At 68.5% G+C, this 15018-nt stretch carries 12 protein-coding genes and 2 pseudogenes; 13 read left to right on the forward strand and 1 reads right to left on the reverse strand.

Annotated elements, in window-relative coordinates:
• The first annotated feature begins 51 nt into the window (after positions 1 to 51).
• The 12 genes and pseudogenes from ACZ5U5_RS02335 to ACZ5U5_RS02390 form a co-directional block, all read left to right on the forward strand.
• The gene (locus tag ACZ5U5_RS02335) at positions 52 to 990 is read left to right on the forward strand and encodes a MerR family transcriptional regulator (protein ID WP_469015205.1); all 939 of its coding nucleotides are present in this window, start codon (positions 52 to 54) and stop codon (positions 988 to 990) included.
• Positions 991 to 1173: 183 nt separating this feature from the next.
• Complete coding sequence (locus ACZ5U5_RS02340) at positions 1174 to 2589, forward strand: tetratricopeptide repeat protein (protein ID WP_469015208.1); 1416 nt, start codon at positions 1174 to 1176, stop codon at positions 2587 to 2589.
• Between the two features lie 375 nt (positions 2590 to 2964).
• Positions 2965 to 3978 carry an acetamidase/formamidase family protein gene (locus tag ACZ5U5_RS02345; RefSeq protein WP_469015211.1) on the forward strand — a complete coding sequence of 338 codons (1014 nt, stop codon included), beginning with the start codon at positions 2965 to 2967 and terminating at the stop codon, positions 3976 to 3978.
• Between the two features lie 39 nt (positions 3979 to 4017).
• Complete coding sequence (locus ACZ5U5_RS02350) at positions 4018 to 4617, forward strand: N-acetylmuramoyl-L-alanine amidase (RefSeq protein WP_469015212.1); 600 nt, start codon at positions 4018 to 4020, stop codon at positions 4615 to 4617.
• A 133-nt stretch (positions 4618 to 4750) separates the two neighbouring features.
• Positions 4751 to 6007, forward strand: coding sequence for a GAF domain-containing protein (locus tag ACZ5U5_RS02355; RefSeq protein ID WP_469015214.1), 1257 nt, complete (start codon positions 4751 to 4753; stop codon positions 6005 to 6007).
• Positions 6008 to 6191: 184 nt separating this feature from the next.
• Positions 6192 to 7715, forward strand: a complete 1524-nt coding sequence (exaC, locus tag ACZ5U5_RS02360) for an acetaldehyde dehydrogenase ExaC (RefSeq protein ID WP_469015217.1) — start codon at positions 6192 to 6194, stop codon at positions 7713 to 7715.
• A gap of 141 nt (positions 7716 to 7856) precedes the next feature.
• Positions 7857 to 8440 (forward strand): annotated as a pseudogene (locus ACZ5U5_RS02365) (carbohydrate ABC transporter permease); the annotation flags it as partial.
• A 96-nt stretch (positions 8441 to 8536) separates the two neighbouring features.
• Positions 8537 to 9004 carry an ATP-binding protein gene (locus ACZ5U5_RS02370; RefSeq protein ID WP_469015220.1) on the forward strand — a complete coding sequence of 156 codons (468 nt, stop codon included), beginning with the start codon at positions 8537 to 8539 and terminating at the stop codon, positions 9002 to 9004.
• Between the two features lie 162 nt (positions 9005 to 9166).
• On the forward strand, positions 9167 to 9856 hold the full coding sequence (locus ACZ5U5_RS02375; RefSeq protein ID WP_469015223.1) for a FadR/GntR family transcriptional regulator: 690 nt from the start codon (positions 9167 to 9169) through the stop codon (positions 9854 to 9856).
• Entirely contained in the window at positions 9853 to 11238 is a 1386-nt protein-coding gene (locus tag ACZ5U5_RS02380) for a hypothetical protein (RefSeq protein WP_469015225.1), read from the forward strand. Before ACZ5U5_RS02375 ends, ACZ5U5_RS02380 begins: the two co-directional genes overlap by 4 nt.
• Entirely contained in the window at positions 11235 to 13079 is a 1845-nt protein-coding gene (locus ACZ5U5_RS02385; protein ID WP_469015228.1) for a GMC family oxidoreductase, read from the forward strand. Before ACZ5U5_RS02380 ends, ACZ5U5_RS02385 begins: the two co-directional genes overlap by 4 nt.
• 27 nt (positions 13080 to 13106) lie before the next feature.
• Positions 13107 to 13322: pseudogene (locus ACZ5U5_RS02390) on the forward strand (transposase); the annotation flags it as partial.
• Here the strand turns inward: ACZ5U5_RS02390 and ACZ5U5_RS02395 are convergent.
• A complete protein-coding gene (locus ACZ5U5_RS02395) occupies positions 13303 to 14598 on the reverse strand; it encodes an amidohydrolase (protein WP_469015231.1) in 1296 nt (431 codons plus the stop codon). The pseudogene ACZ5U5_RS02390 and the gene ACZ5U5_RS02395 sit on opposite strands and share 20 nt — an antisense overlap.
• 173 nt (positions 14599 to 14771) lie before the next feature.
• Between ACZ5U5_RS02395 and ACZ5U5_RS02400 the strand changes: the two genes are divergently transcribed.
• Positions 14772 to 14948 carry a thiazolylpeptide-type bacteriocin gene (locus ACZ5U5_RS02400; protein WP_097215166.1) on the forward strand — a complete coding sequence of 59 codons (177 nt, stop codon included), beginning with the start codon at positions 14772 to 14774 and terminating at the stop codon, positions 14946 to 14948.
• The last annotated feature ends 70 nt before the right edge of the window (positions 14949 to 15018 follow it).

Below are 15018 nucleotides of genomic sequence, written 5' to 3' on the forward strand. Positions count from 1 at the left end.
GGGAATGGCGGGACTTGAGTCTCCACTAGGGGGAGACATGAAGGTGGGGCCATGAACGGCGACACGCTCCACTCGATCGGTGATCTGGCACGGCGGACCGGACTGACGGTCAAGACCGTCCGGTTCTACTCCGACGCCGGGATCGTGCCGCCCACCGACCGCAGCCCGGCCGGCTACCGCCTGTACGGCACCGACGCCGTCGCCCGCCTCGATCTCGTACGCACCCTGCGTGACCTGGGTCTCGACCTGCCCACCATCCGCAAGGTCGTCGACCGGGAGGTCTCGCTCCCCGCGGTGGCCGCGGCGCACGCGGACGCGCTTGAGGTGCAGATCAAAGTGCTGCGCCTGCGGCGCGCGGTCCTGACGGCGGTGGCCAAGCGCGGCTCCACCCCTGAGGAGTTGGATCTCATGCACAAGCTGGCCAAGCTCTCCGAGGAAGAACGCAACCGTCTGATCGACGACTTCCTGGGCACCGTCTTCGACGGCCTTGACGATCACCCCGCCTTCGCGGCGGTCGCCCGCTCTCTCACGCCCGAATTGCCGGACAACCCCGACGCCGAGCAGGTCGAGGCCTGGGTGGAGCTGGCCGAGCTGTTCCAGGACCCGGGGTTCCGCTCCACGATGCAAGGCATGGCCAGAGATCTGGCGGCCGACCGCGCCCCGGACAACAGCACCGGCCTGCCACGCGTCCTCGCCTCGGCCGTTCGCTCGCAGGTCTTGCCTGCCCTGGCGGCGGGCACCGATCCGGCCTCGCCCGAGGCAGAACCGATCGTCACGGCGCTCGCAGGACACTACGCACACATCCTCGGCCTCCCCGACGACACCACCCTCCGCCGACGCTTGATGTCCCGTCTCGTGACCATGGACGACCCCCGGCGGGATCGCTACCTGCTGCTGCTCGCGATCATCAACGGGTGGCCCGCGCCCGAGAGCCTGACACCGGTGCTCGACTGGATCGTCCGGGCTCTGCGCGCACGACTGCCCCGGTAGTGGGCCGGACCGACTGGCTCCACACCGACCCACCCGAGGGGGCGACACAGCGCGGCCCTGTGTCGTTCCGGTGAACCGAGCGTCGTCCTCGAATTCCGGGGCAGAACCCCGAAACTGGACTGACTGAACAGGCTCGGTCGCAACCGGGTGGAACGGACAGGGCCGGCACGTGAGGGGACAGCTATGGAAATGGACCGGCACGCCCACGTCCTGAGTGGCACCAGCGGTGAAGCCGCGGGCCATTACGAGCGAGCACTCGACGCGCTGCTGTTCTTCCGTGCCGAAGTCGCCGACGAGGCTCAGGCGATGGTGGCGGAATCTCCGGATTCGGCGATGGCGCACGTCTTTGGCGCCTATCTCGGGCTTCTCGGCACCGAGGAGAAGGACGCGGCCGATGCCCGGCGTACCTTCAGTGCCTTCCGAGCCGCAATCGAACCCTCCGGGCTCTCACCTCGCGAGACGATGCACGCGGCGGCTGCCGAGGCGTGGCTGGGCGGGGACATGCTGCGGGCCGGGCAGATCCTCGGTGAGATCAGCACCGAGTTCCCTCGCGACGCGCTCGCCCTGGCCGTCGGTCACCAGATCGACTTCTTCACCGGAGACGCGCAGCGGCTGCGTGACCGGATCGGTGGCGCGCTCTCCGCGTGGGACCGGGACGACCCGCATTTCGGCCCCCTGCTGGGGATGTACGCCTTCGGGCTCGAAGAGGCCGGGCACTACGGCCAAGCCGAGGAAATCGGGCTCCAGGCCGTCGAACGTCACCCACGGGATGTGTGGGGCATCCATGCGGTCGTTCACACGTACGAGATGCGAGGAATGTTCGGCCAGGGCATCCGCTACCTGGACGCGCGGACCGAGGACTGGACCGACGGCAACTACCTCTCCGTCCACAACGCGTGGCACTACGCCCTGTACGCCCTGGAGGCGGGCAGCATCGAGCGGGTCCTCGGCGTCTACGACAACACCCTCCACAACGAGTCGTCGCAGGCCATCGCCATGGAACTCCTCGACGCTTCCGCCCTGTTGTGGCGCCTGTTCCTGGTCGACATCGACGTCGAATCCCGCTGGGCGGCGCTCGCCCAGGCATGGGCCGGGCGCAAGGTCGGTGCCTACTACGCCTTCAACGATGTCCACGCAGTGATGGCGTATGTGGGGGCAGGACGGCTCTCCGACGCCGAGCGGCTGGTGAAGGAGCGCGAGGACTGGCTCGATCGGACCGACCCCTCGGTCTCGAATCACGCCATGACGCGCGAGATCGGCGTCCCTGTGTGCCGCGCCCTCATCGCGTACGGCCAGCACCGGTACGCCCGCGTGGTCGAGTTGCTCACCCCGATCCGCCACCACCTACATTCCTTCGGCGGCAGCCACGCGCAGCGTGACGCCATCCAGCGGACGCTCGTGGAAGCGGCCATCCGTTCCGGCCGACACGACTTGGCGCGCACCTTGCTCAGCGAACGCATCAACCTGCGTCCCATCTGCCCTTACAACTGGCGGGCCCGCGCCCGACTGGCGGACCGGCTGGGCGACACGGCTCAGGCGCAGTCCGCCCGCACCCGCGCGGAGGAACAGGCCGCCGCGGGTGCGGCGGTTCTGGGCTGAGGCGGACGGCTTGACGGCCGGCTCGAGCTGCGGCGGGTTGTCCGTGGCTGAGGGGCTGAGGCGGGATGATCCATTGCCTCGGCTCTCCCCCGGTGCGCACCGGCTTCCTATGCAACCTCGGCACCCACACGAGTGACCGTGTTATCCACAATCACGGTGCCGTACACAGATTCAGATCAGGCCCTTCCACCTCAACCAGCCAGCGCCGTAACGTAATTGACGCGGCACATCATCGCCTCGGCGACGGTTTCAAGTTCACGCGGATCGGGGGATTCAGGTGTCGGATGCAAGCCGTCGTGGGGCGCGTCTCGAGGCCGTCGGGCCGCACCTGGCCCACGAGGTCCCCACGGAACGACAGAGGAGTGCGGTCCAGCCATGAACGAGCCTCGAATCCTGACCGTGCGGCCGGAACCCGGCGAGTACGCGTGGACATTCGGCGGTGCGCCACCCGTGGCGCGGATCTCTCCCGGTACGGTGCTCGACCTGTACACGGAGGACTGCTTCGCGGGGAATGTGCGCTCGGAGAAGGACCTGGTCTCCGAGGTCTGCCAGTTCCCGTTCCTGAATCCGCAGACCGGACCCTTTTATGTCGAGGGAGCGGAACCGGGTGACACCGTCGCCGTTCACTTCGCGTCGATCGAACCGGCCCGCGACTGGGCAGCGTCCACCACGGTCCCCCTCTTCGGAGCGCTCACCTCCACCCACACCACCGCGTCACTCCAACCTCCGCTGCCCGAGACCGTATGGATATGGCAGCTCGACCGGAGCCGGCGCACCGCACACTTCGGCGCGCGTGACGGCGACTTCGAGGTAGCGCTGCCGATGGATCCGATGCACGGCACGGTCGGCGTCGCACCGGCGAATCTGGAGGTGCGCTCGGCTCTCGTGCCCGACGCGCACGGCGGCAACATGGACACCCCCGAAATGCGGACCGGTGTCACCTGCTACCTCGGGGTGAACGTGGAGGGAGCGCTCCTGAGCCTCGGCGACGGACACGCCCGGCAGGGCGAGGGAGAAACCTGCGGAGTCGCCGTCGAGTGTGCGATGAACACAGTCCTGATCGTCGAACTCCTGAAGGGGATCGCCACGCCCTGGCCACGCCTGGAATCCGACAGCCACATCATCTCCACCGGCTCGGCGCGCCCGCTGGAGGACGCCTTCCGAATATCGCAACTCGACCTGGTGCAGTGGTTGGTGCGCGACTACGGCTTCAGCGAGCTCGACGCTTATCAGTTCGCGACCCAGACCGTCGAGTCGCCGCTCGCCAACGTCTGCGACACCAACTACACGTGCGTGGCCAAGCTCCGCAAAGAGTGGCTGCCCGCGCGCGAAACTCACCGGGGGCTCCACGCGCGGCTGCGAGAGACGGCGGCGCTGCTGCCCCACTGAGAAGTCCAGCTGTTCCCCCCACCGAGAGGCAGGCCAGCAATGGATCGAGCAAGAGGCTTCCCCACCAGGCGCAGGCTGTTGCAGGGCGCTGCCCTGGCCGCAGTCCCCACCGCGCTCCTCCCCGCCACCCGCGCCACGGCCCGGCCTCGGGCGGTCGACTATCCACTCGCCGAGTGGGTCCCGGCAAGCAGCTCCAACTACACGGCCGCCAACCGCCCCAGCACCTACCCCGTCGACTACGTGGTCGTCCATGTCACCCAGGAGACCTACGCCGACACGCTCGCCATCTTCCAGAACTCTGCGAAGAAGGTGTCGGCCCACTATGTGGTGCGTTCGAAGGACGGTCACATCGCCCAGTGCGTCCGCGAGCAGAACGTCGGCTGGCACGCCGGCAACTGGGACTACAACACCAGAAGCATCGGCATCGAACATGAAGGATGGGTGGATCAGCCGGAGTACTTCACCGACGCGATGTACGAGCAGTCCGCGCTGCTGACCTCGGCCATCTGCGATACGTACGACATCCCCAAGGACCGCGAGCACATCATCGGGCACGTGGAAGTGCCCGGAGCCGACCACACCGATCCAGGCCCGCACTGGGACTGGACGCGCTATCTCCGTCTGGTCAACTCTGCTTGACCGCCCCCGCCACCGTCACCGCCTCACGTCCGGCAGGTGTCGCGGCGCTCGTCAGGGCGGTTGCCGCAGCGCTTGTCGGAGCAGGCTCGCGGGGCGACGATGGCTGCATCCATCGCCGTCCCGGGAGGCAGAGTTGTCCGAACCATGGGTGGCCCTGGAAGCCGGCGCCGATCCTGTCGAGCGGGGGCGGGTGCTGCGGCACGCGCACGAGAGGTTCACCGAGGCGGGGACGCTCACACGACCGGTGCGTACCGTGGTGGCCGAGTCCTGGCGGCGCTCCGCCAAGGCCAGAGTCAGCCCCGAGGACACCGGCGCGGCGGTGGAGCTCACCGACGGGGACCTCGGTTCGTATCGCGCCGAGCACCCGCTGGCCGGGGTAATGCCGCTGTTCCGTGAGCTGATGGGCACGTTCGCGATGGACGGTGAACATCTGCTCGCGGTGTGCGACGCGCACGGCAGGCTGCTCTGGGTCGAGGGACACTCCGCGACCCGGCGGAAGGCGGGGCGGATGAACTTCGTGCCGGGCGCGCGGTGGGCGGAGTCCGCGATGGGGACGAACGCCCCGGGGACGGCGGTGGCGGTGGACCGGCCGGTCCAGGTCTTCGCGGCCGAGCACTTCATCCGGCGCGTCCAGCCGTGGACGTGCGCGGCCGCCCCGGTGCACGATCCGCGGACCGGGCGGCTGCTCGGGGCGGTGGACATCACCGGGGGCGACGGGCTCGCACATCCGCACAGCCTCGCCTTCGTGCAGGCGGTCGCTCGGGCCGCGGAGTCACAACTGGCGCTGCTGGCACCGCCGGTGGAGAGCAAGGACACCGTGGGTCTCACCGCCCTCGGGCGTGATGAGGCGCTGTTGCTGACCGGTGGTCGCAAGGTGCGGCTGAGCCGCAGGCACAGCGAGATCCTCGTCCTGCTGGCCCGTCATCCGGAGGGGCTGACCGGTGACCAGCTGCTGTGCTCGCTGTATGAGGACGAGTCGGTGACGCCGGTGACACTGCGGGCGGAGTTGGCGCGGCTGCGGCGGCTTCTGGGGCCGGAGTTGCTGAGGTCACGCCCGTACAGGATCTCGGTGCCAGTCGAGTCGGATGTCGACACCGTCGAGCGACGGCTCGGGTCGGGGGCGGTCACGGCGGCCGCCGCCGCGTACGCGGGTCCGCTCCTGCCCACTTCGCAGGCGCCCGCCGTCGCCAGGTTGCGGCGCAGGCTCGCCGGCCAACTGCGGGCCGCGCTCATCGCACGCCGCGACCCGGATCTCCTGGCGGACTGGGTGCACACGCCGTGGGGTGAGGACGACCTGGCGGTGTGGCGAGCGCTGGCGCAGGTACGGTCGACGCCGCCGGTGCTGGCCCGACTCAGGGAGTTGGACGCAGAGTTGATCGAAGCGCGATAGAGCGGAGTTGATCAGGCGCGATAGAGCGGGGTTGATCGAGGCGCGGTAGAAGAGCACTGCGCCTGCCGGAGCACCACCTCAGTCTCCCGCGACGTACCTGCAACGTGCCTGCAACGTCCGTCCTCCTAGCCTCCGGGCGAGAGCTGCCCAACGGCGGGCAGCCTTCCCCGGGGAGGCCACCAAGATGACCCGTTACGCAGCGCCCGGCACCGACGGCGCAGTTGTCTCCTACGAGTCCCGCTACGACCACTTCATCGGCGGCGAATACGTCCCGCCCGCCCGCGGCCAGTACTTCGAGAACCCGAGCCCGGTCAACGGACAGCCCTTCACCGAGATCGCCCGCGGCACGGCCGAGGACGTGGAGCGAGCCCTGGACGCGGCGCATGCCGCCGCGCCCGCGTGGGGCCGTACCTCCGTGGCCGAACGCTCGGACGTACTGCGGAAGATCGCCGACCGCATGGAGGCAAACCTCGAACAGCTCGCGGTGGCCGAGAGCTGGGAGAACGGCAAGCCGGTACGCGAGACACTGGCCGCCGACATTCCGCTGGCCATCGACCACTTCCGCTACTTCGCGGGGGTCATCCGCGCGCAGGAGGGGTCGCTGAGCGAGGTGGACGACGACACCGTCGCGTATCACTTCCATGAGCCGCTCGGCGTCGTCGCGCAGATCATCCCGTGGAACTTCCCCATACTGATGGCGACATGGAAGCTCGCGCCCGCTCTGGCGGCGGGCAATGCGGTCGTCCTCAAGCCCGCGGAACAGACCCCGGCCTCGATCCACTACTGGATGAGCCTGGTCGCCGATCTGATGCCGCCGGGCGTCGTCAACATTCTCAACGGCTTCGGCGTCGAGGCGGGCAAGCCCCTCGCCTCCAGCCCACGCGTCGCGAAGGTCGCCTTCACCGGTGAGACCACGACGGGGCGCTTGATCATGCAATACGCCTCGGAGAACATCAAGCCGGTGACGCTGGAGCTGGGCGGCAAGTCGCCGAACATCTTCTTCGACGACGTGTGGGCCGCCAACGACGACTTCCGTGACAAGGCGCTCGAGGGCTTCACGATGTTCGCCCTCAACAACGGCGAGGTGTGCACCTGTCCGTCGCGTGCGCTCGTCCAGCGCGGACACTACAGCGAGTTCATGGAAGCGGCGGTCGCCCGCACCGAGCAGATCGTGCCGGGCCACCCGCTGGACACCGACACGATGATCGGGGCCCAGGCCTCCAACGACCAGCTGGAGAAGATCCTCTCCTACCTGGACATCGGCCAGCAGGAGGGCGCCAAGGCCCTGACGGGCGGTCAGCGGGTGACGTACGAAGGCGAATTGGCGGGCGGTTACTACGTCCAGCCGACGATCTTCGAGGGCGACAACCGCATGCGAATCTTCCAGGAGGAGATCTTCGGCCCGGTGGTCTCGGTCGCGTCGTTCAGCGACTTCGACGACGCCATCAAGACCGCCAACGACACGCTGTACGGCCTGGGCGCCGGCGTGTGGACGCGCGACATGAACACCGCCTACCGCGCGGGCCGCGCGATCCAGGCGGGCCGCGTCTGGACGAACTGCTACCACGCCTACCCCGCGCACGCTGCGTTCGGCGGCTACAAGCAGTCCGGCATCGGACGCGAGACGCACAAGATGATGCTGGAGCACTACCAGCAGACGAAGAATATTCTTTGTTCATACAGCGCTCAGAAGCTTGGGTTCTTCTAGAACCACAAGCTAGGTGCCTGAAAGGGAAAAGATCTCTTCAGGCACCTAGCAGGCGCAGCCGCTGTCCGTGACCGGTCATCAACCTTCCGGACTTGTTCACCACGATTCTCCGCCTGGCTCGGACCAGCCGGGGCACTACGCGGCGAGTGCGTCGGCCGCGCCACAACGGCGGCAGACGGCTCCTTCAGCTTCCCGGACCTGGCCCCCGGCTCGTACACCCTGCGCCTCCCACCGGAGAATTTCGCCCCGCCCCACGAAGGCGTTTCCCGGCTCGGCCCCGCGCTGGTGACCTCGGAGATCATCGGAGCCTCCTGTGGATCTGGACCGGCTTCGCCATGGTCCTCATCGGAGCGGGCCTCTCGTCGCTGCCGCGCGAGACACTCGAAGCGGCCCGTATGGACGGGGCGGGCGAATGGCAGGTGTTCCGCACGATTACCGTGCCCCTGCTTGCCCCGACCCTCACCGTGGTCTTCGTGACGCTGGTGATCAACGTGCTCAAGGGTGGTCGACCTCGTCCACATCATTGCCCCCGGCCCGGTACAGGAGGACGCGCCGTGCTGGCCACTCGGATGTGGCTGGTCTCCTTCGGCGGAGGCAACGATCACGGGCTCGGCAGCGCACTCGGAGTGCTGGTCCTGCTGCTGGTCGTCCCCGCCATGGTCTTCAACGTGAGCATGCCCGCCGAGAGGACCCCGTCGCCCTGGTTGAGCATCCCTTGCTCATGAGTTTCGGGACCGGAAAGTGAAGAGTGTCGGATACAAGGCCATAAACCTCGGAAGGCCCTCACGCGCCGCCCATGGACCCTGCAGGGAGTAGACGCCGTGTACGCCATCGCCCGCCATCGCCTCGCCATCACCCGTCGCCCGGTAGCGGCGCGGACCGCAGCGGGCACCCTCCGCCATGAGGGCGACAGGAGCGAAGTACTGGAGCACCGCCCCGAAGCCGCCTCCTCTGCCCGCCGCACCACGCAGGCCGTCATGAAGCGATGGCGAGTGGGCACCGACACCACCGAAAGCGTCACCCTCATCGTGTCCGAACTGGTCACCAACGCCATCGAGCACGCGGACCCGCCCTTGGCGCTCCACCTGCGCCGCGAAACCCAGGGCGGCGCCATCTGGGTCGGCGTTACCGACGGCGGCCAAGCCGACTCCGAAGGTACCTGGACCATCTCCTGTGCCGAAGACGAGCACGGCCGCGGGCTCACCATCATCGGCACCCTCGCCGACTCCCACGGCACTCACACTCACCGCAACGGCGCCACCACCCACTGGGCGCGCCTCACCACCTGAAGGGGCCATCCTCCGGTTTCGCATGGTTCGTCAGGCCAACCGCGCGGTCCGCGATCAGGCCCTCTCACACGGATTCACCCACAGACATTGACGCGAGGGTCGCCGATTGGTTGAGTGGCGGATCCACTGAGCCACTGAGCCACTGACGGCAGGAGCCGAACCGTGCAGACACCGCTCCCACGCGAGACCATCGTGGATGTCCTGGAGAGTCGGCTGGGCGAAGACATCGTCGCCGGTCTGCATCCTGCGGGAAGCTATCTGCCTCCCGAACGGCAGCTTGCCGAGGGGTACGGCGTCACTCGCACCACCCTCAAACACGCCTTCGGCAGGCTGATTCAGGCTGGACTGCTGGAGACCAGGCACGGCATCGGCACACAGGTACGCGATTTCGCCCGCCTGGGCGGCGCCGACCTGCTCCCCCTGCTGGTTCGCCACAGCCCCGACTGGCTCGGCGAGATCTTCGAAGTCCGCCACAGCGTGGGCACTCTGATCGCGGAGCGCGCCGCCCTCCGCGCCACCGAGGAGCAACTCGGCGAACTCGCCGTGCTCCTCGATGCCGTTCGCACCGCCGAGGGCAGGGAGGAAGCTCAGCTCGCCGATATCGAGGTCCATCGTTCGCTCGCCCGCGCGACGGGTAACCGTGTATACGCACTGCTGACCAACACGCTCTTCAAGGCCTATCTGCCGATGCGGGCTTCTTTCGACGCCCCCTTCACCGACCCGGCGGCGGCCCATCGCCGCTTGAGCCCCGTAGTCGAAGCCGTGCTGGCCCGTGATGCGGACTCGGCCCGATACGCAGCTGACATGTATCTGACAGAAACTGAACGGATGATGTTGGAGGAGCTCTCGTGAGCGCGAGGGAAAGCCATTTCCGCGAGGCCATGTTCGGGTCCATGCGGCTCGACAGTGACACCCGGGCCCGCTCGGTCCGTCTGGATCTCTCCGTAGCGACGGATGGATTCCTGCGCCCCATGGGCAGCACGGAAGCCCGCGCTTCGGGGAAGATACGCATATCAGGGCTGGCAGGCCATGCGCCGGTCGACGGGACGATGGAGATCTCCCCGCTCGCCAGGCGCCGCATCCGGTACCAGCTCGCCTTCGTCGTCGACAACCGTCATCTGACTCTCGACGGCTGGAAGTCAGTGAGTCTGCTGCACCCCATCACATCGATGACCCATCTGCCGTTCACGCTGTACGAAGCGGGTACACGGGTCGGTGAGGGGACTCTCACCTTCCGCATGAGGCACCTGGCCTCCTTCCTCGGAAGTTTTCGTCTGTCCCGGGGCGAGGGTGCCGACGCCTTCTCGGCACCCCGTTGGCAGGGTGAGCCGGGCCGGACGGAGGTGTGGTACACGACGCTGACCGATCCCCACACCGGCACGGGCGTATGGCTGCATCACGAGCTGGTCGCGCCGACCGACGGATCGGCCGCCTTTGCGCACGGCTGGGCCGCGGTATTCCCCAAGGACGAGCCGGTGCAGCACGAGCGCTTCGGCCCCGAGGCGTGGTCGGGTGCCAAGGAGGGCTACACACTCAGTGCCGTGACCGCGGTTGCCGGCAAGCTAACGGGAACGGCCGGGGGGCTGCGGTGGGACTTGGCCGAGAGGGTGTCCGACGCCCCGCTGTTCACCTTCCCCCGGTGGTCGTGGCGCCACCCACTGCTGCCCGCGGCCCATATGCTGCCAGCTGCTCGGGCGACCTACAGCGGGACGGTCTCGTACAACGGCACCACCGTGAACGTAGTGGGGGCGCCCGGGGCTTCGGCCCGCATCTACGGTCACGGCAACGGACAGAAATGGGCATGGCTGCATGCTGATCTGGATGATGAAAACGTGCTGGAGATCGTGGCAGCGACCTCACGCAAACCCGGGCTGAGGCGCCTTCCCCCCATGGTCTTCCTGCGTCTGCGCACCAGGGGACGGACTTGGCCACGACGCGCCGAGCGCTCCGCCGTCGGCTGGGCCGGCCTCGGTCGCTTCCGCTGTGCCATCGGGCTCCCGTCCTGGTCCGTGGCCGGACGCGTCGGCCTGCGACGGATCCGCGTGGTGGTCACCCAGCCCGAAGAACGCACCCTGGCCCTTGACTACGCCGACCCGGACGGCTCACCGGCGACCTGCCACAACAGCGAACAGGCTGACGTCCACGTCGTGGTCGAGCGGTGGTGGGGATCCTGGCGCACAGCGGCCGAGTGGCAACTGTCCGCGACAGCACATGCAGAGGTGGGAATCCGATGAACCTGCAAGGACTGGTGGCCGCGCTCATCGCGGACGACGGGACCGAAGAGTGGCCCGGCAAGGTCCCGAGCAGGCTGGAAACAGTACTGCGCTCGATGCCGCCGCACGCGCGGACCGGGTTCACAGCCGCGGTGGGCGCCATCGACGCGTACGCCTTGGCCCACGCCGGCCGTCGGCTCACCAACCTCTTGCCGGCCGAACGCGAGAAGGTGATGCGTTCGCTCGAAGGACGGAGCGCGCTGCTCCCGCTGCTCGATGTGCTGAAGGTACCTGTCCTGCTGGCCGCAGGTACGGAAAGAATGCTGGCGTACGGGATGAAACCCGTACCCTCACCTCCCGACGACCCACAGCTGAACCTCACCGCGGCCCACGATTGGCCCACGTGCTCAACAGCAGACGCAGTAGTGATCGGTTCCGGTGCGGGTGGAGCGATGGCAGCACGAACACTCGCGCGGGCCGGACTTGACGTGGTGGTGCTCGAGGAGGGACACCACCACTCCACGGCGTCCTTCGGGAAACGTACTCCGCTGGACCGGTTCGCTGAGCTGTACCGGGATGGTGGAGCAACGTTCGCCATCGGCGCCCCACCGCTCCTGATGCCGACCGGCCGTGCGGTGGGAGGCACCACCATCGTCAATTCTGGCACTTGCTACCGGACGCCACAGCACGTGCTGACCCGCTGGAGTCGTGACTTCGGCTTCACACTCGCCGAACGCTTCGGGCCCTGCTTGGACGAGGCGGAACGTTCCCTGCGCGTGGCACCCCAGCCCCTCGATGTGATCGGCCGCAACGGCCGGCTCGCGCTGGCCGGTGCGTCGGCTCTTGGCTGGAAGGCCGCGCCTCTGCGACGGAACGCTCCCGGCTGCCAAGGATCCTGTCAGTGCGTTGTGGGCTGCCCCACGGGCGCGAAACAGAGCGTGCAACTGTCCGTCCTGCCTGACGCCTGCTCTGCCGGGGCCCGCATCGTCACCGGTGCGCTGGTAACCCGCATTCTGTCGGACCCCGATCGTCCGGGCGGCCCACGCGCAACAGGGGTGCACGCACGACGAGAGGACGGAAGCACGTTCGAGATCATCGCTCCCCTGGTCGTCGTCGCGGCAGGAGCGCTCCAAGCACCCGCTCTCCTGCGCCGGTCCGGTCTCGGCAAGCACCCTCGCATCGGCCGGAATCTCTCCGTTCACCCCGCTACGAGCGTCGCGGGCCGCTTCGCGGACCCCGTCACAGCCTGGGACGGGGTCCTCCAGAGCGTCGGGGTCGAGGAGCTGCACGCCGAAGGCGTACTGATCGAAGCCACCGCTACTCCACCGGGGATGGGGTCGTTCGTCCTCCCTGGTCTGGGCTCCGATCTGCGCCGTGAACTGGAATCCACGGATCACCTGGGAACCCTGGGGGCGATGATCGCCGACCAACCTTCCGGCAGTGTGCACGGGCGCACCCGCGCTCTCATTCGCTACAACCTGAGTCGCCGGGACGCGGCTCGGCTCATGCGGGCGGTGCGGGCTATGGGCAGGTTGCTCTTCGCGGCTGGCGCCGAAGAGGTACTCACCGGCGTCCCGGCGGCGCCTCTCGCCCGTAGTACGAGCGAACTTGATGTGGTCCTGTCCGGCGTCACCGCACGGCAACTGCACCTGTCCGCCTATCACCCCACGGGAACGGTGGCAGCCGGCCACGACCCCGAGCAGGCTCCAGCAGACCCGACAGGTTTGCTCAGGGGCGTGGAGGGAGTACTGATCGCCGACGCGTCGGTGCTGCCGAACTGCCCGGAGGTCAATCCCCAGCTCAGCATCATGGCGGCGGCGCTGGCCGTGACGGAAGCACACCTGGCCGCCCGCCCAGGGTGAACACTTCAGGAAAGCCGCACCTTTGAGATGTCCACGAACAGTCGGCGGTTCGGGCATGCCGCACCACCTCTCGATCAGGTCGGGTCCGTGGACGAGTTCGATATCCCCGCCGACGCCGGCTACGGCGTCAGCACCCCGTTCCGGCTCGGTCTCGAACAACGAGGACTGTCCTATGTCCTGGCCCTGAACGGGAAGGAAGCCGCCCACCCACAGGACGCGGAGGTCAGCGCGCGTCCAGATGAGCCAGGGCGGCCACCGTCAGGGCCGATATCCCGGTGGGCAGAGCGGTCCGCACATACGGTGCGAACCTCGGGGAGTGATTGGGCGGCGGGCCGTGCTCCCGGTCCCGCTCCGGCGGAACCGGACCGGCGGCAGGCCGCGGTGCGGCGCAACCCAGCATCCAGTAGGCGCTCGTCACCCCGCTCCTCCCATGCAGGAAGTGCCCCGCGTCCCCGTAGAGCGGGAAGTCCTCGGTCGCCATCGAGGGCGGCGAAGTGGCCACCCGTCGCGCGCCGAAGTGGGCTTCGTGGGCGGCTCGCACGACCGCGGAGGCCGATGGATCGGGGGCATTCACCGGTGACCGGGAGACGACGCGGATGTCCGGGTCGTTCTCGCACCCCGAGGCCGCGCACTCCGCCCGTACGATCCTGCGGACCGCGTTCGTCATGCGGTCGAGCACGGCGTCGGAGAATCCTCGGACGGTGAGACCCAGGGTCGCGCGCTCTGGCACCACGTTCGCGCTGGTTCCCGCGTGCAGGGACCCGACGGTGAGCGTGACGGGCTCGGCAGGGGCGGTCTCCTGGGAGACCACACCCTGCAGACGCAGGACGACGGCCGCGGCGGTGAGCACCGGGTCCACTGCCAGATGAGCGGTGGCCGCGTGCCCTCCGCGGCCGTGGACGACGATCTCCAGCGACACGCTGCCGGCCATCAGCGGTCCCGACCCGTGCGCCACCAGGCCGGAGGGGTACGGCGCCGCGTGCTGGGCGAGCACCACGTCGGGAGCCGCGCAGCGGGTGTACAGACCGTCCTCCAGCATGGCCCGCGCCCCGCTGAGGGTCTCCTCCGCCGGCTGGCCCACGACCATCAGCGTGCCGCGCCACCGACCCGCCGACCGGGCCAGCAGGGCCGCCGCTCCGGCCGCGGCGGCCAGATGCAGATCGTGCCCACAGGCGTGCATCACCGGGATCCGCCCGCCGTCGGGCCCGGGAACGGTCACCGAGCTCGCATACGCCAGCCCGGTGCGCTCCTCGACGGGCAGGGCGTCGAGTTCCGCGCGGAGCAGCACCACCGGGCCGTCACCGTTGCGCAGGACACCGGCCACCCCGTGGCCGCCGATCCCCGTGGTCACTTCATAGCCCTCGGACCGCAACCGCACACCGAACTCCCGCGCGGTCCGCTCCTCGCAGCCCGACAGTTCGGGGTGCCGGTGCGTGTCGAGGTAGAAGGTGGTCGCGGACAGCAGAATGTCCGGAAGGGCCGTCAGCGCGGTCTCGTACCCGTTCTTCTGATGCGGCATCAACGGCTTCCGTTCTCACGGCCCTTGCCGATGCCGTGTCGATCGGGTGGTGAAGGACAGAGGTGTGACAGCGGAATGACTGCTTCCGTGACAGCGGGGCCCGTTGGAATGGAGTCGTCAATCAACGACGGGCGGCACACCGTTGCGGCCGGTCCACAACCGATGGAGACGACATGGCACCGAAGAGCGAGCTGGCTTCCCTCGCCCAGGAGATCCTCGAGCTGGAGTCCGAGACCTTCGAGATCTCGGACTACTCTGACGAGAGCGAGGTCCTCCTCGCCGGGTCGACCAGCTGCAGCAGCACCAGCACCACCAGCAGCACGACCAGCACCACCAGCTGCAGCGCCTGAGCAGTGACGCCACGGGCGTCCGGGGCCGGGAAACCGGTGCCGGGCGCCCGTCCGGCGTGTTGCGGCGCAC

The sequence above is a fragment of the Streptomyces sp. NPDC033177 genome (genome assembly GCF_055577715.1).